Annotated in this window: 25 protein-coding genes; 1 reads left to right on the top strand and 24 read right to left on the bottom strand. The window is 48.9% G+C overall.

Annotated elements, in window-relative coordinates; all coding sequences use genetic code 11:
- Nucleotide 1 precedes the first annotated feature (1 nt).
- Nucleotides 2-91, bottom strand: coding sequence for a K(+)-transporting ATPase subunit F (gene kdpF / locus FBX99_RS10450; protein WP_047701565.1), 90 nt, complete (start codon nucleotides 89-91; stop codon nucleotides 2-4).
- Nucleotides 92-349: 258 nt separating this feature from the next.
- On the opposite strand from kdpF, the gene FBX99_RS10445 reads away from it, so the two are divergent.
- Nucleotides 350-517: a DUF2897 family protein gene (locus FBX99_RS10445; protein ID WP_072408389.1), complete on the top strand. Its 168-nt coding sequence runs from the start codon at nucleotides 350-352 to the stop codon at nucleotides 515-517.
- A 76-nt stretch (nucleotides 518-593) separates the two neighbouring features.
- Here the strand turns inward: FBX99_RS10445 and FBX99_RS10440 are convergent, their stop codons facing one another.
- The 23 genes from FBX99_RS10440 to FBX99_RS10330 form a co-directional block, all read right to left on the bottom strand.
- Nucleotides 594-1445 (bottom strand): DUF1989 domain-containing protein, encoded by an 852-nt coding sequence (locus FBX99_RS10440; protein WP_145131485.1) that lies wholly within the window; start codon nucleotides 1443-1445, stop codon nucleotides 594-596.
- 15 nt (nucleotides 1446-1460) lie between these two features.
- Complete coding sequence (locus FBX99_RS10435) at nucleotides 1461-2114, bottom strand: GntR family transcriptional regulator (RefSeq protein WP_145131482.1); 654 nt, start codon at nucleotides 2112-2114, stop codon at nucleotides 1461-1463.
- Nucleotides 2115-2275: 161 nt separating this feature from the next.
- Nucleotides 2276-2611: a helix-hairpin-helix domain-containing protein gene (locus FBX99_RS10430; RefSeq protein WP_144927152.1), complete on the bottom strand. Its 336-nt coding sequence runs from the start codon at nucleotides 2609-2611 to the stop codon at nucleotides 2276-2278.
- A 114-nt stretch (nucleotides 2612-2725) separates the two neighbouring features.
- Entirely contained in the window at nucleotides 2726-4720 is a 1995-nt protein-coding gene (locus FBX99_RS10425) for a nucleoside-diphosphate sugar epimerase/dehydratase (protein ID WP_145131479.1), read from the bottom strand.
- A 129-nt stretch (nucleotides 4721-4849) separates the two neighbouring features.
- Entirely contained in the window at nucleotides 4850-5866 is a 1017-nt protein-coding gene (locus tag FBX99_RS10420) for a glycosyltransferase family 4 protein (RefSeq protein ID WP_145131519.1), read from the bottom strand.
- A gap of 34 nt (nucleotides 5867-5900) precedes the next feature.
- A complete protein-coding gene (locus FBX99_RS10415; RefSeq protein WP_145131477.1) occupies nucleotides 5901-6860 on the bottom strand; it encodes an NAD-dependent epimerase/dehydratase family protein in 960 nt (319 codons plus the stop codon).
- On the bottom strand, nucleotides 6857-7609 hold the full coding sequence (locus FBX99_RS10410; protein ID WP_256664033.1) for a glycosyltransferase family 2 protein: 753 nt from the start codon (nucleotides 7607-7609) through the stop codon (nucleotides 6857-6859). Before FBX99_RS10410 ends, FBX99_RS10415 begins: the two co-directional genes overlap by 4 nt.
- A gap of 2 nt (nucleotides 7610-7611) precedes the next feature.
- The gene (locus tag FBX99_RS10405) at nucleotides 7612-9021 is read right to left on the bottom strand and encodes a mannose-1-phosphate guanylyltransferase/mannose-6-phosphate isomerase (RefSeq protein ID WP_145131474.1); all 1410 of its coding nucleotides are present in this window, start codon (nucleotides 9019-9021) and stop codon (nucleotides 7612-7614) included.
- 101 nt (nucleotides 9022-9122) lie between these two features.
- Nucleotides 9123-10097 (bottom strand): GDP-L-fucose synthase, encoded by a 975-nt coding sequence (locus FBX99_RS10400; protein ID WP_145131513.1) that lies wholly within the window; start codon nucleotides 10095-10097, stop codon nucleotides 9123-9125.
- Between the two features lie 2 nt (nucleotides 10098-10099).
- On the bottom strand, nucleotides 10100-11224 hold the full coding sequence (gmd, locus tag FBX99_RS10395) for a GDP-mannose 4,6-dehydratase (protein WP_145131470.1): 1125 nt from the start codon (nucleotides 11222-11224) through the stop codon (nucleotides 10100-10102).
- Nucleotides 11221-12363, bottom strand: coding sequence for a glycosyltransferase family 4 protein (locus FBX99_RS10390; RefSeq protein ID WP_145131467.1), 1143 nt, complete (start codon nucleotides 12361-12363; stop codon nucleotides 11221-11223). The genes gmd and FBX99_RS10390 overlap by 4 nt, the downstream gene beginning before the upstream one ends.
- Before the next feature lie 95 nt (nucleotides 12364-12458).
- Complete coding sequence (locus FBX99_RS10385; RefSeq protein ID WP_145131464.1) at nucleotides 12459-13430, bottom strand: hypothetical protein; 972 nt, start codon at nucleotides 13428-13430, stop codon at nucleotides 12459-12461.
- Nucleotides 13431-13642: 212 nt separating this feature from the next.
- Nucleotides 13643-14767 carry an N-acetyl sugar amidotransferase gene (locus tag FBX99_RS10380; RefSeq protein ID WP_145131461.1) on the bottom strand — a complete coding sequence of 375 codons (1125 nt, stop codon included), beginning with the start codon at nucleotides 14765-14767 and terminating at the stop codon, nucleotides 13643-13645.
- The gene (locus FBX99_RS10375; RefSeq protein ID WP_145131458.1) at nucleotides 14760-15530 is read right to left on the bottom strand and encodes an AglZ/HisF2 family acetamidino modification protein; all 771 of its coding nucleotides are present in this window, start codon (nucleotides 15528-15530) and stop codon (nucleotides 14760-14762) included. The genes FBX99_RS10380 and FBX99_RS10375 overlap by 8 nt, the downstream gene beginning before the upstream one ends.
- Nucleotide 15531: 1 nt before the next feature.
- Complete coding sequence (hisH, locus tag FBX99_RS10370; protein ID WP_145131455.1) at nucleotides 15532-16158, bottom strand: imidazole glycerol phosphate synthase subunit HisH; 627 nt, start codon at nucleotides 16156-16158, stop codon at nucleotides 15532-15534.
- Nucleotides 16155-17429, bottom strand: coding sequence for a hypothetical protein (locus tag FBX99_RS10365; protein WP_145131451.1), 1275 nt, complete (start codon nucleotides 17427-17429; stop codon nucleotides 16155-16157). The genes hisH and FBX99_RS10365 overlap by 4 nt, the downstream gene beginning before the upstream one ends.
- Nucleotides 17410-18129 carry a cytidylyltransferase domain-containing protein gene (locus FBX99_RS10360; protein WP_145131448.1) on the bottom strand — a complete coding sequence of 240 codons (720 nt, stop codon included), beginning with the start codon at nucleotides 18127-18129 and terminating at the stop codon, nucleotides 17410-17412. Before FBX99_RS10360 ends, FBX99_RS10365 begins: the two co-directional genes overlap by 20 nt.
- On the bottom strand, nucleotides 18122-19177 hold the full coding sequence (locus tag FBX99_RS10355) for a nucleotidyltransferase family protein (RefSeq protein WP_145131445.1): 1056 nt from the start codon (nucleotides 19175-19177) through the stop codon (nucleotides 18122-18124). The genes FBX99_RS10360 and FBX99_RS10355 overlap by 8 nt, the downstream gene beginning before the upstream one ends.
- Before the next feature lie 10 nt (nucleotides 19178-19187).
- Nucleotides 19188-19847 carry an acetyltransferase gene (locus tag FBX99_RS10350; protein ID WP_256664037.1) on the bottom strand — a complete coding sequence of 220 codons (660 nt, stop codon included), beginning with the start codon at nucleotides 19845-19847 and terminating at the stop codon, nucleotides 19188-19190.
- Nucleotides 19844-20932: an N-acetylneuraminate synthase gene (gene neuB / locus FBX99_RS10345; protein ID WP_145131439.1), complete on the bottom strand. Its 1089-nt coding sequence runs from the start codon at nucleotides 20930-20932 to the stop codon at nucleotides 19844-19846. Before neuB ends, FBX99_RS10350 begins: the two co-directional genes overlap by 4 nt.
- Nucleotides 20933-20935: 3 nt before the next feature.
- A complete protein-coding gene (neuC, locus tag FBX99_RS10340; RefSeq protein WP_145131436.1) occupies nucleotides 20936-22090 on the bottom strand; it encodes a UDP-N-acetylglucosamine 2-epimerase in 1155 nt (384 codons plus the stop codon).
- The gene (locus tag FBX99_RS10335; RefSeq protein WP_145131433.1) at nucleotides 22087-23238 is read right to left on the bottom strand and encodes a LegC family aminotransferase; all 1152 of its coding nucleotides are present in this window, start codon (nucleotides 23236-23238) and stop codon (nucleotides 22087-22089) included. Before FBX99_RS10335 ends, neuC begins: the two co-directional genes overlap by 4 nt.
- A gap of 9 nt (nucleotides 23239-23247) precedes the next feature.
- On the bottom strand, nucleotides 23248-24225 hold the full coding sequence (locus tag FBX99_RS10330; protein WP_145131430.1) for an NAD-dependent 4,6-dehydratase LegB: 978 nt from the start codon (nucleotides 24223-24225) through the stop codon (nucleotides 23248-23250).
- Nucleotides 24226-24299: the final 74 nt, after the last annotated feature.

Below are 24299 nucleotides of genomic sequence, written 5' to 3'. Positions count from 1 at the left end.
CCTAGTTCCGGTCCGTGCGCAACAGCGCAACCAACAGATAAATGAACAGCGCCACTGCCAGTAGCAATGACACCCCGTCCAGGACACTCATGGGACTTCTCCGTGGTGCGGCATCGGGCCGCGTGTGGAGTGATTGTCGGCAGGGAGGCTGTAAAGGAACGAGATCGAGGATGGGTTCGGGGGATAAAGAATTCGTAAAGAATGAGGGATGACTTGCCGATCGCGTTATGAGATGCATCCGATAGAACAGGGGTAGTATTGAACCACTGCGAGCAACCTTCGCTCATAAGTGATAGGTGTGGCGGATTGGGTGAACGACGCCCACTGGCCCGCCCTCAAGGAGAGTCCTATGCCCTGGTATGCCTGGCTGATTTTGATCGTTGCAATCGGCTCGATCGTCGGAGGCCTGATGATGCTGCGCGACACCGCCAACAAGGTCGAACTGACTGAAGAACAACGCAAGCGCGTGGCCGAACGGAATGCGGAGATGGATGCGAAGGAGGCCAAGGATCGTTGAACTGCGCGGGCCCTGGCCTGCACATTTTTCCTGTGGCGAGGGAGCTTGCTCCCTCGCCACAGGAAAAGTCAGTACGTTATTTCTCCCAATCCGCCTTGGCAATCTGCAAGCCATGCAGGCCCTTGTAGGCCGCCCGCTCGGGCTGGCTCCAGCCGTCCAGCAACGCATCTTCCAACCGATAGATCTCCACACCCAGTGGACGACAGACGCTGAGCGGATCCTGTGCGTCCGGTCCCCACATTGCCAGCGACAGATCACCGCCAGGGCAAGTGGATAAGGCGCAGAGCAGATCGATCTCGGCAAAAAACTCCAAGTAATCGCCCTTCTGCGCCGGACAGGCTTTCATGAAGTACATGTCGTCATGGTTAAGCCCGGTGCACTGGAAAATGTTCAGCACATCGTGCACGTCGAACTCCGTAAGGCCATGGGGCAACACCGCGCGGGTCAGGTTCGAATGACAGTGATGATGAAAATCCTCACCGGTCAGCATCCTGTTCACATAGGGATCACAGCGTGTACCCAACAGATCGTGCAGCCGTCCGCCATGCTCATCGATACCGTAGCCGGCCAGGCTGTCATCGGTAATGGTCACCAGAGGTCTCAAGAAAGGCAGGTTCGACCAGAGCCGGTCATGAGTACTGACATGAGCGCCTTGCAGCTGCCGAGTGCGCGCCGCCCACAAGCGCTCCCGCGGGTCGTGGGCATTCCAGACGTTGAAATCGCCCACCTGCGGCCCCACCGGAGTGGTGACACGGAACACATGCCCAGCCGGCACATGCCAGGCACGACCGGTGCGGATCGGCACTTCGAATTGCTCGATCAGCGTGCGTTTGTCCTGCTCGGCGCGGATGCGGTCGTAGAAGGGTTTATCCACCTGCAGGGCCGAGCCTTTGCTGACCTGGTAGGCGGCTGGATAGTCTTTGTACATGGCACAGATCCTTGATCAGTGTTTATTAACGGGTGTCAGCAATTGCAAAAGCATCTGCTCGGAATCATCGAGATAGAGGCTCATCGCCTCATACGCCGCCTGCTTGTCGCCTTCAATCAGCCAATCATGGATCTGCCGGTCACGGGCCAGCCACGGCGCCTGGAAACGTGGTTCATCAGGCGCCGAGAAAAACGCCAGGCGCAATTGCGCAACCACGTTGGTGAAAAACTCGTCGAATAAAGGACTGCCCATCAACCCGACGATATATTGATGGAACGCCAGGCTGTGGGTCCCCACCGCGCGCCAGTCTTCACGCTCCCGGGCCAGCTCGGCCGCCTCGAGGGCCTCATACATCCGATCGGATCGATACACGCCCAACAGCTGGCTGTTCATGATCGCCTGAAGCTCCAGGGTGCGACGAACCTTGAACAGATCCCGCACATCGTCACTGTCCAACCTGCGAACCATCACCCCTTTGTTACGCACATAACGGGTCAGCCCTTCCTGCCCCAGGCGATGCAACGCCTCACGAATGGTATTGCGCGAGGCGTTATAGGCCGAGACCAGATCGTTTTCCACCAAGGCCATGCCGGGCAGCAAGCAGCCTCCGATGATGTCGGCGCGTAGCTCCAGGGTGATCTGGTCCGCGAGGGAAAGTCCCGTGTTCATGCTCAATGCCTCAGATTGTTCAACAATCGACTGCTAGTGAGTAATCATGATTTGTGCCAAGTTTTATTACTTATCGGATGCCGTCGAATCGTTGCCTTGGCTTCTTTTTCGCCAAAACGCAAAAGGCCAGTCATTCGACCGGCCTCTTTCGCTATCTCACTTCAATTCACTTCCAGCTTGTCGAGATTCCTGTCCAGGATCGCCTTGCCAATTCCCTTGACCTCCAACAATTCCTCAACTGAAGAGAACGCCCCATTTGCTTCCCTGTATGCAACAATCGCCTTCGCTTTGGCCTCACCTATACCCGCCAGCTCGCGCTGCAGCGTAGGGGCATCTGCCTCGTTAAGGTTCACTTTGGCCTCTTGGGGCTTGGGCGAGATGTTTATTGCCTTCGGCGTTGCCGCTGTATCGATTTGTGCTGAAGGTGCAGCAATGGCGGCAATAGAGGCGCTGGTCAGCAGAGCAAAAACCAGGGAGTAGAAATAGCCTGTACGCATAAGTGACGCTCCATGACATCGTTGAGAGAGAAGCAGCTTTTCCGAAGCTGCTTCTCAAACTTAGGCGATGCTGAGTCGCTGTCAAAAATGGGTACGTTACAGATTATGTAATAATCAGGGCTCAAGACGCCGTTGCTGATAGATCCAGTCAACAATCTCCCCGTCTGGGGCATACCCGCTGACGGTATCCCGAAGCAATTGGCGGACCCGGGTGTAGTCATCGTGTTCAATCGCAGCCAGCAGCTCAGCCAGCTTGGTCTTGAGCACATCCCAGGGAAGATGATCTTCGTTGGCACTCATGATCATTGGATGCGGGGTAGCAACGACGTTGTCACCAATCAACAACTCTTCATAAAGCTTCTCACCGGGCCGCAGGCCTGTGAATTTGATTGAAATGTCACCGTGAGGATTCCTCTCCGAGCGGACACTCAAGCCAGACAGGTGAATCATTTTCTCCGCCAGTTCGACAATTCTTACCGGTTCGCCCATGTCGAGAACGAACACATCGCCACCCAATCCCATCGAACCTGCCTGAATAACCAGTTGTGCGGCCTCGGGGATGGTCATGAAATAACGCGTGATCTTCGGATGGGTAACGGTCAACGGCCCGCCGGATTTGATTTGTTTATGGAACAAGGGAATAACCGAACCGGACGATCCCAACACGTTGCCGAACCGGACCATAGTAAAACGAGTCTTGTTGACTCGAGACACATTGGCATTATCACCGAACAACACGGGCGCCAGCTCACGGCTAAGGGCTTGCAACGTCAACTCCGCGAGCCGCTTGGTACTGCCCATCACGTTGGTGGGGCGCACGGCTTTATCAGTAGAGATCAGGACGAAGTTCGATACACCCGCCTGCAATGCAGCCTGAGCGGTGTTCAGCGTCCCAATCACATTATTCAAGACCCCCTCGGCAATATTATGCTCGACCATGGGGACATGTTTATAAGCAGCAGCGTGATAGACCGTATCGACATTCCAAGTCTTCATCACATCCAACAATTTAGCCTGATCCCGTACCGAACCCAGTATGGGCAGTAAACGAACAGATAAGGACTCCCGGGTAGTTCGTGGTTCAAGTTCGGACAAGATGCTGTAAAGGTTGAACTCGCTATGGTCATACAATAAAAGCGTGGTGGGCTTGAGCGCCAGGATCTGCCGACACAGTTCCGAGCCAATTGATCCCCCCGCCCCGGTGACCAGAACCGACTGCCCAGTGATGCAATGCTCGAGCAAATCAGGTTGCGCAGGTACCGGGTCACGCCCGAGCAAGTCCGCAATATCTACTTCCTGGATATCATCAACCTTGACCCGGCCACTGGCCAGGTCCATGAAACCCGGGACGCTACGTACATGCAGTGGAAATCTTTCGAGCAAGGTCAAGATCTCCCGACGACGACCACGGGACGACGAAGGTATCGCCAATAGGATTTCCTGCGCCCCCGTTGTATCGATCATCTTTTGAATCTGCTTGGGTTCGTAGACCTGAAGCCCGGCGATTACACGATCTGCGATGCTGCTGTCATCGTCAATGAACGCGACTGGCCGCATTACCCGCCCCATGCGCAACGCGGCCACCAGTTGGTTTCCCGCGGCTCCAGCGCCATAAATAGCTACCTTAGGCAAGCCGTCGTCACGGTTGGCAAACGGGACATGTTGGGCTGCAGTGAACCAGTCTCCCAGGAAATACTGCCGCATCATCAGCCGAAGGCCACCAATCATGATCAAGCTCAACCACCAGTAATTGAAGATGATCGAGCGAGGTACCACGGTTTTATGGTTGCTGTACCAATACACCACCAGGGCCAGGAGCAAGGCAGAAAGGCTGACCGCTTTACAGATGGTGATCAATGCGTCGTTGCCGAAGTAACGCATAACGGCGCGGTACATGCCGAAGCGGATGAAAATTGGAATGGCGATCAGCGGGGCGCAAACGAAAAGCCAAAGATGCGTGGCCATCGGGGTGGCCAATGCTTCAACGCCCAGTCGAACGACAAATGCCAACCATAAGGCGGCCCAGACCAGGATCACGTCGGTGAACACCTGGATTGCGCGTTTGTAGCGCCTTGGCAACCCTAACAAAGCCGCTCTTAATTTATCCATAGATCCTTCACGCACCTTGGCCAGCTCCCAAATTAATCCGTTCCTGATGCACGCGGTTCCATCGCGGAGCATTGGACAATCGATAAACGAAAAACGAAAAAACAAAAAAACGCGAACCTTACCTTGAAATCAGGCCTTCTCAAGCTCGCCCGCACGAAATTTGATAGCCAGCAGCACCAATGGCGCATAAGCCACTATCAAAGCTAACGCTCCGTCCAGATCCCACAACACAACACAGGCTGCTAGAGGTAACAGCCAGAACACGTTGAGCGCCGCCACCGCCAACGTCACTGGCAAATGTCGACCGTACTGACGCGACGCGAATTGATAGGCATGACTGCGATGCGCCTCATACACCTTATCGCCGCGCAGCAGACGCCGTACCAAGGTAACGGTTGCATCGACAATAAAGACACCCAGCAAAATCAACCAGACCCAGAGCAGTTCCGGTGAAGTCCATGCTGCTTGCAAAGATAGCAGCCCCAGGATGATGCCGAGAAACCCACTACCCGCGTCCCCCATAAAGATGCGCGCGGGTGGAAAATTCCAATACAAGAACCCTGCTACTGCCATTGCGAGTACCAGCGGAGCGACGATCAAGCCTTCAAAACCGCCCAGCCAATAAAGTAAGCAGGCTCCCAGACATGTGCAAATCGCTTCAACGCTGGCAATGCCATCGATGCCGTCCATGAAGTTGTAAAGATTGAGCATCCACGCCAGGTAAAAGACTGCCAGGACGTCTCCAAACCAGCTCAATTCTAGACCGATACCGAACAGCGTGATTGGTGGAAGGCCGCCCAACCAATACAGCGCCCATATTGATGCCGCGAAATGTCCCAACAACCGCCAGCGAGCCGCAATGTGACCATGATCGTCGAGGAAACCCAATATAGCGATTCCTGATCCTGCCCCCAGCATAGCCCACATAGCGGCCCAGCCCATAGACCCGGTGACTGCTAATACAGGCAGCGCCAATAGGAAGCTAATGACAATTGCTACTCCGCCGCCACGCGGAGTGGGGACAGTATGTGAGCTGCGGGTGTTGGGGATATCGATGATGCTTCGGGCAAGGGCATATTTACGCAATGCGCCAGTGAGGAAGAGTGATAACACAGCTGCGAGAGGAATGATTGACCAAGAAGACATGAATGAAAATTTTCCATGACAGAAGGTAAGAAGCTCAACGAGCACGAGAAATATAATCCTTCCCAGCCCTGAACAATGCCTCATCGGGTGTTATAGGGGCTGTCCAAGCCAAAAGCTCACGAGCTTTGCTAGAATCAATAGTAAGAGAACCGTAAAGCTGATCATATGTAGTTTCGCGCCGCAATAGCTTCGCTCCTCCATAAATCAATGAGTCAGGGATAGGGAATAATCGCGCCTTACGCCCCATCCCCTTAGAGAGGCAACGAATGATTTGCGGAGTCGATACATCAACCCCATCGGACACGAGAAAAGTCTGATTGGCTGCGTCAGGATGCTTTATGCATAGCACAATCAGATCAACCAAATTCTCTAGAGAAACCATACTACGCTGATTGTTTACACCCGAAAAAGGTAGCGGTAACCCACTTGAAACTAGTTTCAACAAAAGCCTGAAATTTCCTGGGGCATGGCCAGCATAAATCAACGGTGGACGGAGAATAACCAACTCCATCCCACTTTCATGTGAGATATCCTTGAGCCCTCTCTCTGCTTCCAACTTTGAAAGCGCATAATCAGTATGAGGTATCAATGGAGAGAATTCATTTAATGGGTGCCCTGCCGTGCTCGCGCCATGGACTCCAATTGAACTGATGAAAATAAATCGCTTCACGCCGGCCGCAGAAGCTTGTCGCGCGAGATTGAGACTCGCATCAACATTCACCTTCCTGAACTCCGACAGAGGGTTTTCAACTGTGTCGTTAAGTTTATGAGCTCTGCCAGCAACATGCACGACGCAGTCAATGCCCTGCAACGCCGGAGTCCACGTAGTTTCACTCGAAAGGTCACCGACACCAATAGTTTGAGAGCCACTCCAAACTATCTGCGGCGAGCGAGATGTCGCTACGACAGAATAAGCAGCATCAAGAGCCGTGTGCAACCTACTCCCGACAAACCCCGTACTACCTGTCAGTAAGACCCGCTTTATAGGATTCATTTTTTAAGATAGCTTGCTAATTTGAACGGAACCTTCATAGCCACGAGCAGAATATTGGTATAAATCCCATTTTCTTTGCAAGCTCTGACGATTTCCAAGTTTTGGTGAATTCTCCACCAAAACCCTGTAGTGCTTATTCCGCCCTCTCGCATTTTTACCATGACAGCTGCATGCCTTACCATCTTTACATTCTTTGAAAAAAAACGAGCCATCAACTCAAAGTCAGCAGAAACACGATAGCCCAACTTGTAATCACCGTATTTTTCAAAAAGCTCACGTCGTGCGTAAAAAGTAGGATGAGGTATCATAAAACCGAAACGAACTTTCCACGGAGAAAAACTCGCCGAGGAATACCTCCGAGTAACAATATCCATTTGGTCTCGCTGTACAAAAACGAGATCTGCGTAACTGGCCTGAGCATCTGGATTACTCTGCAGATGTGTCACCATCTGCTGAATTACATCTTCCCCAGCAAAAACATCATCAGAATTCAATATTCCTACATAATCACCGGTTGCGGCCTTGACACCCTTATTCATCGCATCATATATACCCTTGTCCGGCTCGCTTATTACTTTTGCAATCTTCCCTTCATACTCGGAAATTATATTTAGCGTGTCATCTTTAGACGCGCCATCCACCACAATGTATTCAATATTGGAATAGCGCTGCAAAAGAACAGACTCGATGGTGTCTCTGATAGTTTCAGCACTATTGTAGCAGACGGTGATTATCGAGATTTTCAACACTATTAGCTCCGACCATATATATCTTTAAAACGGACAATATCATCCTCCCCCAAATAGGTACCTGATTGAACCTCAATCAACTCTAATGGTATGACACCTGGGTTCTCTAAAGCATGGACCTGCCCAACAGGAATGTAAGTAGACTGGTTTTCCGTGACGAGATAGTTCTTTTCGCCATTGGTTACTCGTGCAGTGCCACTGACAACGATCCAATGCTCCGCCCGGTGATGATGCATTTGTACCGACAACTTCGCACCCGGATTTACCGTAATGCGTTTGACCTGATAGCGCGCTCCATTGTCTATGGAGTCATAGACACCCCAAGGGCGATAAACTTCACGATGATTAGCGTACTCGGGACGCTTACAGTTCTTCAATTGATCGACGATTTTTTTGACGTCTTGCACATCTCCCTTGTGTGCTACGAGCACCGCATCTTTGGTCTCAATGATCACAAGATCGTCAACCCCTATTGCGGCAACAAGTCGGTGGGTGGCGTGTATATAGCTGCTACTTGTACGCTCGGTCAGTACATCACCTTTAAGTACGTTGCCATTGGCATCTTTTTCTGCGGTATCCCAAAGTGCTGACCACGAACCGACATCACTCCATCCAGCGTCAAGCGGCACCATCACCGCGTCTGACGTGTGCTCCATCACGGCATAGTCAATTGATTTTTCCGGGCATGCACCAAACGCCTGAGCATCGACACGGATAAAATGCATATCCTGCTGAGAACCTTCAAATGCGGCGCGGCAGGCATCGAAAATATCCGGAGCAAAACGCTCCAGCTCTTGCAGATAACGACTCGCTCGAAACACGAACATGCCGCTGTTCCAAAAATACTGTCCGCTGTCCAAGTAATTCTGAGCAGTTATTACGTCAGGTTTTTCTACAAAACGGTTGACAACATATCCTCCTTGCTCAAGCATTTTGCCTCTTTCCAAATAGCCAAAACCAGTTTCCGGATGAGTAGGGACAATTGCGAACGTTACCAATTTTCCCGCTTCGGCCAGTACCAACGCCCGATCGATGCTAGCGTGAAAGGCGCTGGTATCTTGGATAAGATGATCGGCCGCAAGAACCAATAGAATAGGGTCACTTCCAGAAGCGGTCGCCTGTAATGCTGCGAGCGCGATGGCCGGTGCGGTATTACGCCCCACCGGCTCAAGCAATATCTTGGCCTCCTCCATCTCCAATTGCCGCAATTGCTCTGCCGCAAGGAAGCGATGCTGCTCATTGCAGATAAGTATTGGCAAATCATGATCAAGCCCTTCCAGTCGCTTGATTGTCGACTGCAGCAGCGATAGCTCCGCGTCGACCAATGGCAGAAACTGCTTGGGATTGAGCTGGCGAGACAGGGGCCAGAGACGGGATCCCGCGCCGCCTGCCATGATTACCGGAAGAAACATACAAGGGTGTCCTTTACTGCTGATATCAAGATTGGCTGTTATTTTTTATTCTTCATAGGCTTATGGCGTTAACTGCCATATAAATCCAGACTGGTAACGCCTTAGTTTCTGATTTCCAGATGGTGCTCGACGAACCATTTATAGGCGTCGCGAAGGCCTTCTTCGAGATCAATTGTTGCCTGCCATCCTAGCGCTCGAAGCCGAGAAACATCCATCAACTTACGTGGTGTGCCATCAGGCTTGCTTGCATCAAAAGTCAATTTCCCCTTGAACCCTGTGATCTTGGCGATGGTTTGTGCGAGCTCGCGTATCGTACAGTCTATCCCCGTTCCTACATTAATATGCGACAGCATAGGCTGGGTGTTCGCTTGGTAGCTAGCCGCATCGAGCTCCATCACGTGTATGCTCGCAGCCGCCATATCATCAACGTGCAGAAATTCTCGCATCGGATTACCGCTTCCCCAGATAACCACCTCAGCTTGTTTTTCCTGGACGGCGTCATGGAAACGACGAAGCAACGCCGGAATCACGTGGCTGTTTTCCTGATGATAGTTATCGTTCGGCCCATAAAGGTTAGTCGGCATGACGCTGCGATAATCGCGACCATGTTGCCGATTATAGCTCTCGCACAATTTGATCCCGGCAATCTTGGCGACCGCATAGGGTTCGTTAGTAGGCTCCAGCTCCCCCGTAAGCAAGGCCTCTTCTCTGATCGGCTGAACCGCCTGCTTAGGATAGATGCAGGAGGATCCGAGAAACAGCAATCGTTGAACACCTGACTCATGCGCTGCCCGAATTACGTTCGCCTGAATCATCAAATTGTCGTAGATAAAGTCTGCTGGGAACGTGTTGTTGGCATGAATCCCCCCAACCTTGGCTGCTGCTAGATAAACTTGGTCAATACGATTTTGGGCGAAATAGGCATGTACCGCCTGCTGATCAAGCAGATCCAACTCGTCACGAGCGGCGCAAAGAATGGAACGGTAGCCAAGATCGTGGAGCCGACGCACTATGGCTGAGCCCACCATGCCTCGATGACCGGCAACGAAAATGCCCTGGTTTAATTCGCGAGGCATCATTAATTCTCCAAAGCGACCGGAACATCGTGTCCGTGCAGCTTAAGCAAGGCATGACGCTGAGCTACCTTGAGGTCTTCACGCACCATTTCCGCGCACATTTCCTGCACGGTGATTTCCGGTATCCAACCAAGATTTTTCTTGGCTTTGCTTGGGTCACCCAACAGGGTTTCAACCTCCGTAGGCCGGAAATAACGTGGATCCACACGAACAATAACATCTCCGACGTTCAACGCCGGTGCAAACTCATCATCAATGCGCTCCACAACCGCGCGCTCCTCTACACCCTCGCCCTCAAAACGCAAAGTAATCCCCAACTCAGCAGCGGACCAGCGAACGAACTCGCGCACTGAATATTGGACCCCTGTAGCGATCACGTAATCCTCAGGATGTTTCTGCTGCAACATCATCCATTGCATACGGACATAATCCTTGGCGTGCCCCCAATCTCGCAGCGCATCCATGTTGCCCAGGAACAGGCAATGCTCCAATCCTTGGGAAATGTTTGCCAGAGCACGCGTAATTTTGCGCGTCACGAAAGTCTCACCGCGGCGCGGGGACTCATGGTTGAACAGGATCCCGTTACAAGCGTACATACCGTAGGCTTCTCGGTAATTCACAGTGATCCAATAAGCATAGAGCTTCGCAACCGCATATGGGGAGCGAGGATAGAAAGGCGTTGTCTCTTTCTGCGGGATTTCCTGTACCAAACCGTATAGCTCGGATGTCGACGCTTGATAGAAACGAGTCTTTTTCTCCAGTCCCAGTAAACGAATGGCCTCCAGAATGCGCAGCGTTCCCATTGCGTCGACATCAGCCGTGTATTCAGGCGACTCAAAACTCACTGCAACATGGGATTGAGCGCCCAGGTTGTAGACTTCATCTGGTTGTACTTCTTGGATAATTCGAGTGAGGTTCGAAGAATCACTCAAATCACCATAATGAAGGACAAAGTTGCGATTATCTACGTGTGGATCTTGATAAATATGATCTACGCGCTGAGTATTAAAAGATGATGCACGACGTTTTATACCGTGAACTTCGTAGCCTTTTTCAAGCAGCAGTTCAGCCAAGTAAGAGCCGTCCTGACCAGTAACGCCTGTGATTAGTGCTTTCTTACCGTTCATTTAACCACCTTTGAATAAATAGAATTTAACGAAGCGACATAATTTTCATAGTTATCACAGATAGATCGGTTTGTCTCCGATTTCCGGCAACCAGATAATGTCTCAACAAGCACCATTAAGCTTGCAAAATCCCCAGGAGGGTAACAAAAAACCTTTTCCTTGAACTCAACCAGCAATTCATCCTTTTCAAGATCGCTATTTAAAGCAGGAACAATGACATTAGAACCGGAATACAGGGACTCATACACGGTGCGACCGGTGCAAAAAAAAGGCTCTCCCCGGATTAAAAAATCGATTTCCCCGAAAAACCCAGTGGATTGCAAATCGGTGACTTGTCCAAGATAGACAATAGTACCATTAGACCTATCCACAATGGTCCTCAGCTGATCAATATATCCGGTTGCGCCCCCACCGACGATTAACAGCGTCGCGTTAGTCGGAGTCTGCGACAAAAAATGACTACAGACTTCTAAAACGCCTTTCCCACTTTCAATTCGGCCGGCAATGGCGAACACAATTTTTCCGGCTTCTTTCAGCGTCGCTATTTCTTTTGGCAATCGCTCATTTGCTCTAGCCCCCTTGAAAGGATTCTGAACAATATCAAACTCATGCCCCGCCCCTACAACCTCATAAAAACGCTGCTGCACGGCTTTATCAATGAAGATAAAGTGATCACACGTACCCATCAGATATTTTTGATAAGTGGAAACCTGGGTATCCAGCATTTCCCGAACATGTGAAACAACGGCAACTTTTTTGAAGATCCGATAAGCTCGCAATAACAACAAAAAATCCGACAAAACCAAACTATTCAAATGAATTATATTAGGCGAAAGTCTGAACAGTTTGTAAAGCACCCAAGGGCTACTAGCCCAAAAAGCAAAGCGAGAAGCCCATGAGAGAATAAAACGCCTAAAAAAAGATAACTGTACATCATAGTTATAAGTGATCGGCGAGAAAAAATTTATTACATCTACGCCTTTCCCAACACTCGTAACACTTCTGTGCACAGGCGAAAATAGCGATAAATGGTATTTCCCCATCAGTTCCATATGCTGGCGCAAGCTGGAACCCGCTCCATATATAGAGTCAGGGGAAACATGACTGACCATCAAAACCTTGAGACTATTAACATTCATACAAATCCAACTATTAATAACAGGACCCAAGCAAAACTAAAAACCTCAAAAATCCTCCTCCCTAACAGCACCACCCCCCATGCTTCGACAGCCCTTTAATCAAACTTAGCTTGCATCTTGAGCATCCCTGCAGTCCCGGAGCGCCGCGCTAGCACGATACAAGATAGAACAAACACCGGATAAAAATATCTCGGAGAATAAATTGGAGTAAGAGCAAATATAGAACAATAAATTATAGCAATGAAAACCAAATCATCGCTCAACTTTAGACGCCGACGAAAAAAAACAATCAGAAAAAGCACGAACGCCACAAGACAATGGAGCGTAACTATCAAATTATTATAAACATCATTAAGATCAAACACATTACCTATTCTAAACACCAACCCATACATAGCATGAAGCGCTTTGGGTATAAAAACCAGAAAATAAAACCCATCCCGTTGAGCTGCATTGAGGAAAACATATGCCCCACTACCTTCATCTACGGCAGCGCCTCTATCAGCATTACTATTGACTCCAACAAATTGATCCCCTATAAAAAAATAGGCCACTGATATGCTTAATAATAAAAGCCCCAACAATAATGCACGCTGATGGTGCAATGGATTGATGGACGAGAAAGTCAAAAAAACCACTATAATAAAAAGTGAAAGCTGCCAGCGAACAAAAAAAGAAGACACAAGCGCCAACACCAAATAACCTATGTGTCTACGAAACAACCAAGCGACGAGCGATGATATTGTTAACAAGGAGATTATTTCCTTGTTAACAGAGAGCAAACTTGAAAATGTGACCGGACTCAAGAAAAGCAAGAACACAAAAAGAGCCCAATTATACTGCCCCCCAACTCTCACCAACCACAAAGAAATAAACGTCAGCATAATATTGAAAAAAAGTACTAAAACGCGATCACCACCGAGAACATCCAAAATAACCAACGGACCAAAATAGTTACTATCCCAAGAGATCATTTCAGAAAAAGTTTTAAATTCTGCCTCTCGGTATAGTTTTTCGTAGGTCAGCGAATCCGCGAAAAACTTGAAATCAATATCACCGCTAAGCATGTATCTACCCAAAAAAGCGTAGAATAAAACCGCAGAAGACGCGAAGAAAAATAGCAGGAATGTCGACTTCCGAATATACAGCCTCATTTTTTTCCCCGCTACGATACCATTTTTCAACATTAATGCAGTGCATTTAGAAGTACTTATACATCGCGCCCAAGAAACCATTGTGACGCTTCTCAACTTAATGAGTACTCTACTGAGCGCTACACCTAAGAAGCCTTTCTAATATAATTATGATAAATTTTCTTCATTCCATCCCATAACGCCCGATCACTTGGATATTCATCGTGTCGCTTCTCGGGACGTTCAATATAAGCTTTCAACATAGGCTCGTCCCAACCCATTTTTTTGAGAAAGTATTTTTTGTCTACTTCCAACCCTTCCTCTGACGGATAAGGTGACTCTTCAAGCCTAGCTAAAGCTTCATCGCGAGTCATCTGGCCACTCATTATAAGAGTAGCCAAATGCAATTTTCGCTTGTCCACTCCGAATTTTTCAGGAAGCAAATACCCTTGATAGAAACGTGTGAATATAGACTCGTAATGCTTATAAGGATATCGCTTATAACCATACTTCACTTCAAGCTCGTCTAAGGCTTGATTCTTTTGATAATCATAAAAATCAAGATACGAAACCCACTGAATCTGACGCACCAAACGATTAACTATATAATCAAACGTACCCACTGACGGAAAGGTCTTTAATTTAACTCCACCAAGCGCGCCCAATGCCTTGATATTTTTTTTATCCCACTTCCGCCAATTCCAACCTTCTGGCATGGGCATACCTTCAGTAGCAGAATTGCTTCCTGATAGTATATATTTTATTCCATACTTTCGAGCCTGAGCAAAATTAACTGCAAGCATAGCATTATCGTATAGCAACTCGACATCGATAACATCGGCATCAAAAAAAGCCTGCATCAAGCGTTTATATTCCGGCCATTCGATAACGTGAGTATAGAGATCGACGTTAAGCCCCGAAACAAGATTCTTTATATTGCTTGCAGCCAATTCGGAGTTCCAATTATTGTCCATATGGACAGCTAATGGCCTCAATCCCTCCTTTACCGCAAGATCAAGAGCGTATGAGCTGTCTACACCGCCAGACAACCCAATGACACAATCATACCTTTTGCCGTTACCCGCTCGTTTAACCTTATCTATGAGTATTTTGCGACGTATTGCTCGTTCCTCTTCGGAAACGAAAACAACCTTGCTGATTTGCTTCTCAAAATAAGAACAAAAGTTACAAACTCCATTGGTATCAAAAGATATGTCAGGGGCTGACGTATCCATCACACACCGTGTGCATACCTGGTATTTTTTATGCATCTGAACTCCTAAATAACGACTCAAGCGCTGAGTAACTGGGATAACTAATCAGCACAGCTCGATGAGGTCCTTGCAAAACAAATATACTACCCGCGGCTACCGCAGAAGCTCCCGCCTGAACGGCTTCAAGCAAATGCGCCATGCTACCAGCACCGCCCAAGGCAACCAATGGAACATCAAGGACTGAAGCGGCGGATTTTATCACGTCCAGATCATAACCATTCTGCATACCGTCACGGTCAACTGCATTCAGAAGGATTTCTCCCGCCCCAGCGGAGGATAACTCCTTCATGACAGCCAGCCAATCGGCAGATAGCTTTCGCCGAGACGAGGCTGACCAAAGCTTAATTCGGCCTAACCAGTCTCTCTTCACATCAATAGATATTACGATGCTTTGACTGCCGAAGCGCGAGGCCAATTCAGTTATAAAACTTGGATTTTCCAGCGCTGCAGATTGTAGGACAACCTTCTCTACCCCCAGTGAAAATAAAATCCGTGCTTGTTCCACGGTATTTATCCCGCCACCATAACCAAGCGGCATAAAGCACTCAGCCGCAAACTCCTCAATCAATGCAAAATTTGGGGGGCGCTTTAGGCGAGTCGCATCAATATCAAGAACAACGAGCTCATCCACTTCTTTTTCATTGAAGATGCGGATAGCATTGATCGGATCGCCAACATATTTTGACTTACCAAAGCGCTGTGTCTTTACCAAACCATTATCACGGAGTAGTAAAGCTGGTATTACTCGATGTCCCAGCAAGTCACACCTCTAAAAACTGCTTGAATAATTCCATGCCATACCGATGGCTTTTCTCGGGGTGGAATTGCACCCCCCATATATTTTCTCGATGAAATCCTGCAACAAAGTCCTTTCCATAATTACAAATAAACATTTCATCTGACTTGTTTGCACACTCCACATAATAAGAATGCACAAAATAGAAGCGCCGCTCCAATGACTCACTCGAAACTAGCGCATTCTCACCAACAATACTTACCGCATTCCATCCCATGTGGGGAACTTTCAATCTATCTAGTTCCCCCTGAAACTCAAAGTGTCTCACTCTGGCGTCGATCCATCCTAACCCGGGTTCTAGCCCCTCCTCACTCGACTTGCACATTAATTGCATGCCCAAGCAAATACCTAGAGTCGGGATCTTGCGCTGTAATACCGCCTGATTAAGTTCGGCGAGCCAGCAACCAGTCCTCAAACACTCCATCGCGTGGCCAAAGGCGCCAACGCCAGGAAGCAACAACTTTTGGACTTTCGACAAATCACTCGGATGAGAAATTATTTCAGCCTCTCCTCCGACGTGCTTAATCATATTTACTACGGAGGCGATATTACCGGCACCATAATTAATTACAGAAATCTTACGTTTGCTCATGCTTTCACCATCGCCTTATCCAATATAGCTTGGATGCCTCCCTGAGGAGCAACACTCGAAGTTGAATGAACGCAAGAGAGTTTCTCGTCTATCCACAACTCAATAGTGGCGGCATCCTGCTCTAAAACAGTTGCTATTCCAGAGCGACGCTCATGCTCATACAGCCCCTCTAGGACTCCGCCCTTATTTAAATGAGGATTCAACAACGCAGAAGGCAATCCAAACCATGAAGCTTCGATCACCACAGAACTCATATCAGTTATATGCAAACTAGCTTGGGATAATAAAATCGGCAGTGGCAGCAAACTTGCTTGACGCCATTCTACTCCAGCCAAGCCTCCAAATTCCTGAGCCAAATACTTTTCGCAGTATTCACCCTCGTCTCCCGTCATTTGAATCGGATGCAGACGTATTAACCAGTTATATCGATTATGGGTCTGCTTGATCACTGACTCTAACGCCTTGCACATAACCTTATTGAAGTCGCTTTGAGGATAGTAATGAATATGTAACCCCCACTGCAAAGCCACTAAAATAACGGGTTTTTCATCAAAAAAAATCTTGCCTTTACTCAGCGCATCTTGGACCAACAAGTCCTCATCGCTAGGAAACTGAAATCGGTGAAACCAGGGGTGACCTATAACATTAATTGTGACCCCTCGCTTCGGCGCCCAACTTTCTAAATACTCCGCACTTCGTTGATCCCAGCACAAAAATCCATCAGGTAAATCCGAGGCGGCGACCTTGTTCGGCAAAATATCTCCATACCACTTATTATCTTTAGCAATAACACCGTGCTGGATGTCATACACAGAGATACCTGAAACTCGACAAGCTCGACAGAGAGCAAGATCGGGCTGTATACTTATTACCAGCTTAGGCTTAACCACATTTAATATTTTCAACCATACAACAGTCTTTCTTGAGACCCCGTACTCTTTGCTTTTCTCACGACAGATAAAAACAGACAGCATTCGCACCAATAAAGCGACAAATATTAAAGAACGATTAAATGCTGCGGGCGAATTATAAGCTAGATCTCCAACCAGCCGACTAATAGGTGTAGCAATAGATTGGACACTTATTTCCTTCTTAAAACATTCCTCAACAATCGTATCAATTATCGGAGAATACGCTTTCCCTGCGTGCTGATATCCGCAATCCGCATCGTGCCGGACGACTAAAACATCAGATTGACTCAGGTTAGACCAGCCATCCTTATAAAATACCGCCAATAACAGCGACCTGAATTTAGAAAGAACTGCCGTCATTTTCCAATGCTTCATAAAAGTACTCACACATCTTAAAATCGAGATACGTATCAATATCTATCGATCTCTCCGCGGGCATTATAAATGCTTGACTATCATTCATAAAAAAACCACGCTCACTTAAGAAACTTTCCGTTTTAGCCAAATAGATTGCACCGTTCAGGCGATAATATACAGGAAGATCTTGACTACGTTGATTTAATATTTCCGGTCGTAGAAAGTTCCCCATAGACCCATCAGTCCCCAGGGTATTACTCCAAAGCGGTGAGTGCTCACACTGACATACACTGATGATACTTTCCGCTTTCGTATTATCCATACGCCGCGCCGCTTGGCGGATATCCTCTGCCTTGCGCAGAGGTGAAGTCGGCTGTAATAACATCAACCGAGCGGGCCTTATTTCCTCTTTAGCCAAAGATTCCAATGTATGAATAAGCACGTCTACGGTCGTCGCCGTATCGCTAGCCAAATAGACTGGACGCCTAATTGTGTGAAGACCGAGTCGCTTACCTTCCGCCAAAATCGCATCATCATCACTGCTAACGACTAACTGATCAATTACCTGACTTTCGAGGGCCGCCTCAAGTGTCCAACGGATTAACGGTTTACCATGCAGATCCAACAGGTTTTTTCCAGGCAAACGCTTACTACCAGCTCGAGCAGGCACCACCGCAACGATATCTACGTTGTAGTTACCCATTGAATAATCCTGTGATGTCAGACTGCGCTCGCTGAAAGTCCTCCATCCTGCCTATGTCGAGCCAGTATTCATGTATGGGAAACATATTTACATCGTTGTTTTTCGCGATTTGTTGCTCCAACAAGGTAGGCATGTCTATGCGAGTTCCAGCCACAACACTTTTCACCAATTCAGGTGAAAGCAAATAAATCCCTGCGTTAATAAAGAAGCGATGCACCGGCTTTTCCACCATGGAAAGAATCCGATGCCCTTCACTTTGAATAACGCCATAAGGAATACAATACTCATACTCCCGGACACACATTGTGGCAACCCCTTGATGCTGCTGATAAAATTCAAGCAGGTTCTGAAAATTCAAGGTGGTAAGTAAGTCGCCATTCATCATGAACATTGGTAAATCAATTTCATTATGAGGCAGCAATCCCAGTGCACCACCCGTACCGAGTGGTTCCTTTTCGTGGATATACTCGATGCTGACGCCCCAACGACTACCATCGCCAAAATACTCTTGAATCATTTCTGGCATGTAATGCGTAGAAACGAAAAATCGATGAAAACCGGCATTGATGAACCCCTCGATAATTAGCTCAAGAATTGGTTTATCACCGACTTTAAGTAAGGGTTTGGGACAGTTCTGGGTTAATGGACGCAGACGCGACCCAAAGCCACCAGCCATAAGAAAAACGGGGTTGTCATACTGCTTTTTTTGCAAAAGTCCATGCAGCGTTTCCAGGCCCACAACCCGTCGCTGAGTATCGACAACAGGAAGTTGCAGCAGTTGATGCTTTTCCATAACAGAAAGCATTCGCTCCTTGCTCCAGCTTCGCTCCACCGTCAGAGGCGACGAGCACATAACCTCTTTAACCTTGATGTCCAGCGGTAGATGCTTGAGTAAACTACGACGCACATCACCATCCGTTAGGGTTCCAAGAAGGCGCCTCTCAGCATCTACAACTAGAACTATACGCAACGCCATGCGATCAAGTGTCGCAACCGCTTCCTCAAGAGAAGTTTCCGGGCCTACGAGTACCGATTCCCACTTTTGCATACCTAATATCCTAGTCATCACGCAGAACGGCTTTCTTACGCCCAGCAAGCCCCAATAAAATCTGACGGGCCTCAAGGTTTCTAACAACCACAGCCCCCGCCCCTACAACGGCGCCTTCCCCAATCGTCATGCCTTGGATCACGGTAGCACCACTAGCAATAAAAGCACGATTGTGGACCCGAACATCGCCACAGAGTGTAGCCCCTGGAGCGACATGAACATCCTCACCCAAGCAGCAATCATGATCGACTCCAGCCCTGGTGTTAATAATTGAATTGGCCCCCACCACCACATCTGCCTGGATGATTGCGCCCGCCAGGACCTGAACGCCTTCATGCAAATCCGCACTGGCATCCACCCAGGCTGTTGGGTGCACAAGTACTGGAAATCGATATCCCTGTGCCTTCAGACGTTGAAAAATCTTTACTCTTCCGACTCCTCCGACGAGTTGGCCGATACCGTTGACCAGCTCAATGGCCTCCGGGTCCAAAGCGTCGAGCGCCGCGTCACCGCCAAGGATCGGCACCCCGCGCCACCGCCCGCCAATCTGATCGGCTAAAACAGGATCACAAACTCCCAGCACATCAAATCCCGCCGACATGACAAGAGACAATAGGACCTTGGCATGTCCACCGGCCCCCAAAATGACCAGCGGTTTCCGGTCGTTCAAGGCTCGAGGTTCTCGCCGGCGGTATAAGCTCTCGCGGCGCGGGAACCTACGAGCCCCCATAACGCGGTTGGTGCCATACCTTGGCCGGTTCTCGCTGTCGTCAAATGCTCGCGAGACAATATTTGTCCTTCAGCTATTGAACAAGCTGCTACTACCTGCTGGCGAGCGGCTTTGCGAGTGTCCCACTCACTTGCTTGGGGAGCCTTAATTCCATTGCCAAGAGCCTGTTCCAATGCGCGGATATCGGAAATCATTGCCTTAAGTTCATGTGGCTCAAGTGAGGCCATGTGGTCCGGTCCGGGCATGGACCTATCGAGAGTGAAATGCTTTTCAATAATTCGCGCACCACGAGCCACGGCAGCAATGGAAACCAAGGCTCCTTCAGTATGATCCGAGTACCCAACCTGAAGACCGAAAGCAGAAGCCAGCGTATCCATAGCTCGGAGATTGACCTCAGACCAAGGCGTCGGATACTGGGACGTGCAATGAAGTAGCGTAACATGTCCAGACAACCTATTTCGCGCCTCTTGGCTACCCCAGCAACGCCATACATCCTCCATATCTGCAGGTTCTCTGGAGGATGTCAGGGCATGAGCAACAATGGCCAAGCCCTGCTCCACTTCTGCAAGCGTAGCCATCCCGGTGGAGAGAACCAGTCTCTTCCCCGTACGGGCGAACTGCCACAACAGAGGACCATTGGTCAGCTCTCCCGAGGGTACTTTGAATAATGGCATGTCCAAACTCTTGAGAAATACCAAGCTGTCAAAATCAAATGCTGTCGAAAGAAAATCTACTCCCTTTTGATGGGCGTAACTTTGCAAGCTTGCATGCCACTCTTTTGGCAATTCGAGCTTCTTCAACATCGATAACTGACTTTCGGTCTCATCCTGACTTTTCTTCTGATAGGCCGCTTTTGCCAAATGCTTCGAGGCCAGTCTAGAAGCATCGAACGTCTGAAACTTCACTGCGTTTGCGCCGGCCTCAGCTGCCGCATCTATCAATGCGAACGCTAATGTCCGGTCACCATTATGGTTCACGCCGGCTTCAGCAATGATGTACACGCTATCTGTGTCGGAGTGCTTCATAAGTCAGCTCAGATCATAAAATGTTTTATGGGCAGTCCCGTCATAACTCTTCAGGACCTTAAAAATTGCTTCTGAGGCGCCGCCCTTACCATAAGGATTGACAGTGTTCTTACACGCCGCAGCAAACTCAGGTGTCAGCGCCTTGCAAAGCGCCTGCTCGATCGAATCGCCAGTTGGGTTACAGTGTAATACAGAGTCGGCAGCTAACCTTCCTTTCTGCCGAACGCCAATATTTACTGTCGGAACACCAAAAGCCGGAACCTCGATAATTCCGCTCGAAGAATTACCCACTACAACGGAGGCCATTGATATCGCAGACAGATAACGTCTGAAGCCCAACGACTGTATCGCCAGAACCCGACCAGGCCGGGCCTGAGCATACGCCTCGAGCAGCAGGATGATCGTTCGACCACCATTATCAGCGTTCGGGTAGGTGAAAATGACCTGATACTGAGGGAACTTATCCAACGCCTCTGTGAGTGCTGTGAAGCTCGCTTGAGGATGTTCATCCATCGCAGTGACTGGATGGTAGGTCACCAGCAAATAGGGAGGCCGCAAGTCAAAACCGAGACTGCTGCGAAGCTCCTCAATATTCATCTTAGGAGTTCGTAGCAAATGATCAATTCCTACGGCCCCGACATTGAAGACACGCTCCGGCGACTCGCCCATCTGTATCACGCGATGACGGTAGGGCTCAGCCGCTACAAAGTGCAGATATGCCATCTTGCTGATGGCGTGCCGAATAGCATCATCATAAGCCCCCTCTGTAATCTCCCCCCCATGAAGATGTGCAATGGGAATGCGCATGATCAAAGCAGCCTGCGCGATCGCCAGTGCTTCGAAACGGTCTCCCAGGATTACTAATATGTCCGGCTGCAACCTATCTAATGCGTCGGCAAAACCCATTGCTCCAACGCCCATCGACTTCACGACGCCAACGGCGGAATCCGATGAAAGTAGCATTTCTACCTTGGCATCAATGTCAAAGCCGTCCTCTATAAGCTGACGCCATGTATCCCCAAATTGAGGCGAGAGATGCATGCCGCTCACAATGACTTGCAGCTGAACTTCGTCACTCGACTGAACACTCTTCATCAACCAATAGAGCAGGCCGTATTCGGCCCGCGAACCGGTAAAAATGGCTATCTTGCGCTTCACCCTCGAATCTCCGGCACAACGCTGCTAGGCAAGTTCACGATCCGCGCGGACAGCCACTCAGAGTTACTCAGATCACCACGAAGACAATTAGCGTAGAGAGGGAGATGATTCATTAATCTCCAAATAGGTCGAGTCATAACTCCACTGTCATTAGTCGCTTTGAGCAGTTCGTCTCTCTGAGTTTTATTATCGCAAATTACAGCATTTAACCAGTAGTTTGAGCGACAACCTTCAGGCTCCGTAACGAATTGCAAATCACTCCCTTTCAACGCTTGCGCATAACTCGAGGCCAATTCACGCTTAGAGCAGATAAAATGTTCCAACTGCTCTAACTGCGCACAACCCAAGGCCGCGTTGATGTTAGGCAAACGATAATTATAACCAAGCTCATCGTGCACATATTCGAAGGGGTGGGGTTGTTTGGCGGTGGTTGTCAGGTATTTCGCCCGAGCACCCAACTCCTCATTAGATAATATCATTCCGCCCCCCCCCGTCGTGATTATCTTGTTTCCGTTGAAGCTCAGGGTACCCAAGCGACCGAAGCACCCCGTGTGACGCCCTTTATACAGGCTACCCAAAGATTCTGCTGCGTCTTCGACCAGGACAAGACCCCAACGAGCACAAACCTCCATCAATTCATCCAATTCAACCGGATGGCCAAAGGTATGCATTGGTAGACAGGCTCTTACAGCCTGCCCGGTCACCTTATAACGACAAAATCCCTCAGAGTCCAAGTGCGCGTTATTCTCGAGCCAAACCTCAAGAGCCTTTGGGGACATCCCCAACGTCTGACGGTCCACGTCAACAAACACTGGCTCCGCGTTGCAATATGCAATTGCGTTGCACGTAGCAACGAACGTCAATGACTGGGTTACTACCAAATCACCTGGTTTAACTCCGGCCAAGAGCAACGCAACATGCAGCGCCGCCGTGCCGTTTACCGTTGCGACCGCTCGAGGACTACCTGTGTAAGAGGCGATATCCCGTTCAAACCGGTCCACAAATGCGCCTACGCTCGAAACAAACGTCGACTCGATGGTCTCCACCACATAATCACGCTCGTGCCCTAGAAAGACAGGAGCGTGCAGAGGAATGAAATCATTCGTGCGGTATTGTGCACGCACGAATTGGATCAGAGAGTCGAACATAAGAGCGCCTCAAACGTTATAAATATCGGCTTTGTACTTGGCCAAGTTCTCTGGAAGCAATAACCAGTCGATTGTCTTCTGCAGCCCTTGGCGAATGTCATATTTCGGTTCAAACCCGGTTAGCGCGCGAATTTTAGTATTATCGCACCACAAACGAAATACTTCTGATTTTTCAGGGCGAATTCTTTGCTGATCCGTAAGAAATTCCACATCACTTCCCATCAACTCACGGATCAGATTCAGAGTATCCGCAACAGATATCTCGAAGTTAGATCCGATATTCACAGTCTCTCCCACTGCCTCGCTGCATCGAGCCAACGCCAAGAAACCACGACAGGTATCATCAACATAATTGAAATCGCGAGTGGGAGTTGTGTCACCCAATTGAATTTGTTTTTTCCCGCTGGCAATCTGGGTAATAATAGTAGGAATCACTGCTCTTGCAGATTGGCGAGGGCCATAAGTATTAAATGGACGCGCGATAGTTAGGGGCAAATCAAACGAATTATAAAAACTCATCGCCATCGCATCGGCGCCAATCTTCGATGCACTGTAAGGTGACTGCGCCTGCAATGGATGTTTTTCATCGATAGGCACGTATTGTGCTGTGCCATACACCTCGCTGGTCGAAGTATGGATAACACGCTGCACACCGTTTTCAAGAGCCGCTTGACAGATATTGAGTGCGCCCTTGATGTTAGTATCAACGTAACTATCCGGCGCAATATATGAGTATGGAATAGCGATCAATGCTGCCAGGTTAAAAATGACATCAACGCCTTTGGTGATATGCTTACAGTAGTGCGGATCACGAACATCACCACTCAGAACCTCAATATCCGACGCGCACCCAATACCCTCCAACCACCCCCAATAATTGAAGGAATTATATTGAGATAGCGCTTTAACCTCGTACCCTTCACGCACAAGCAGTTCTGTCAGATGAGAGCCGATAAAACCATCAGCCCCCGTAATTAATGCTTTCACTTAACATTCCCTCCTATCAGACCACCTAGGTAACCGTAATGACTTTCGTACCTAATCAAAAGCTTACAAGGATT

It is taken from the genome of Pseudomonas sp. SJZ074 (assembly GCF_007828215.1).
Classification (GTDB): domain Bacteria; phylum Pseudomonadota; class Gammaproteobacteria; order Pseudomonadales; family Pseudomonadaceae; genus Aquipseudomonas.
Note: the sequence above shows the minus strand (reverse complement) of the source record. Positions and strands in the feature narration are given on the sequence as shown.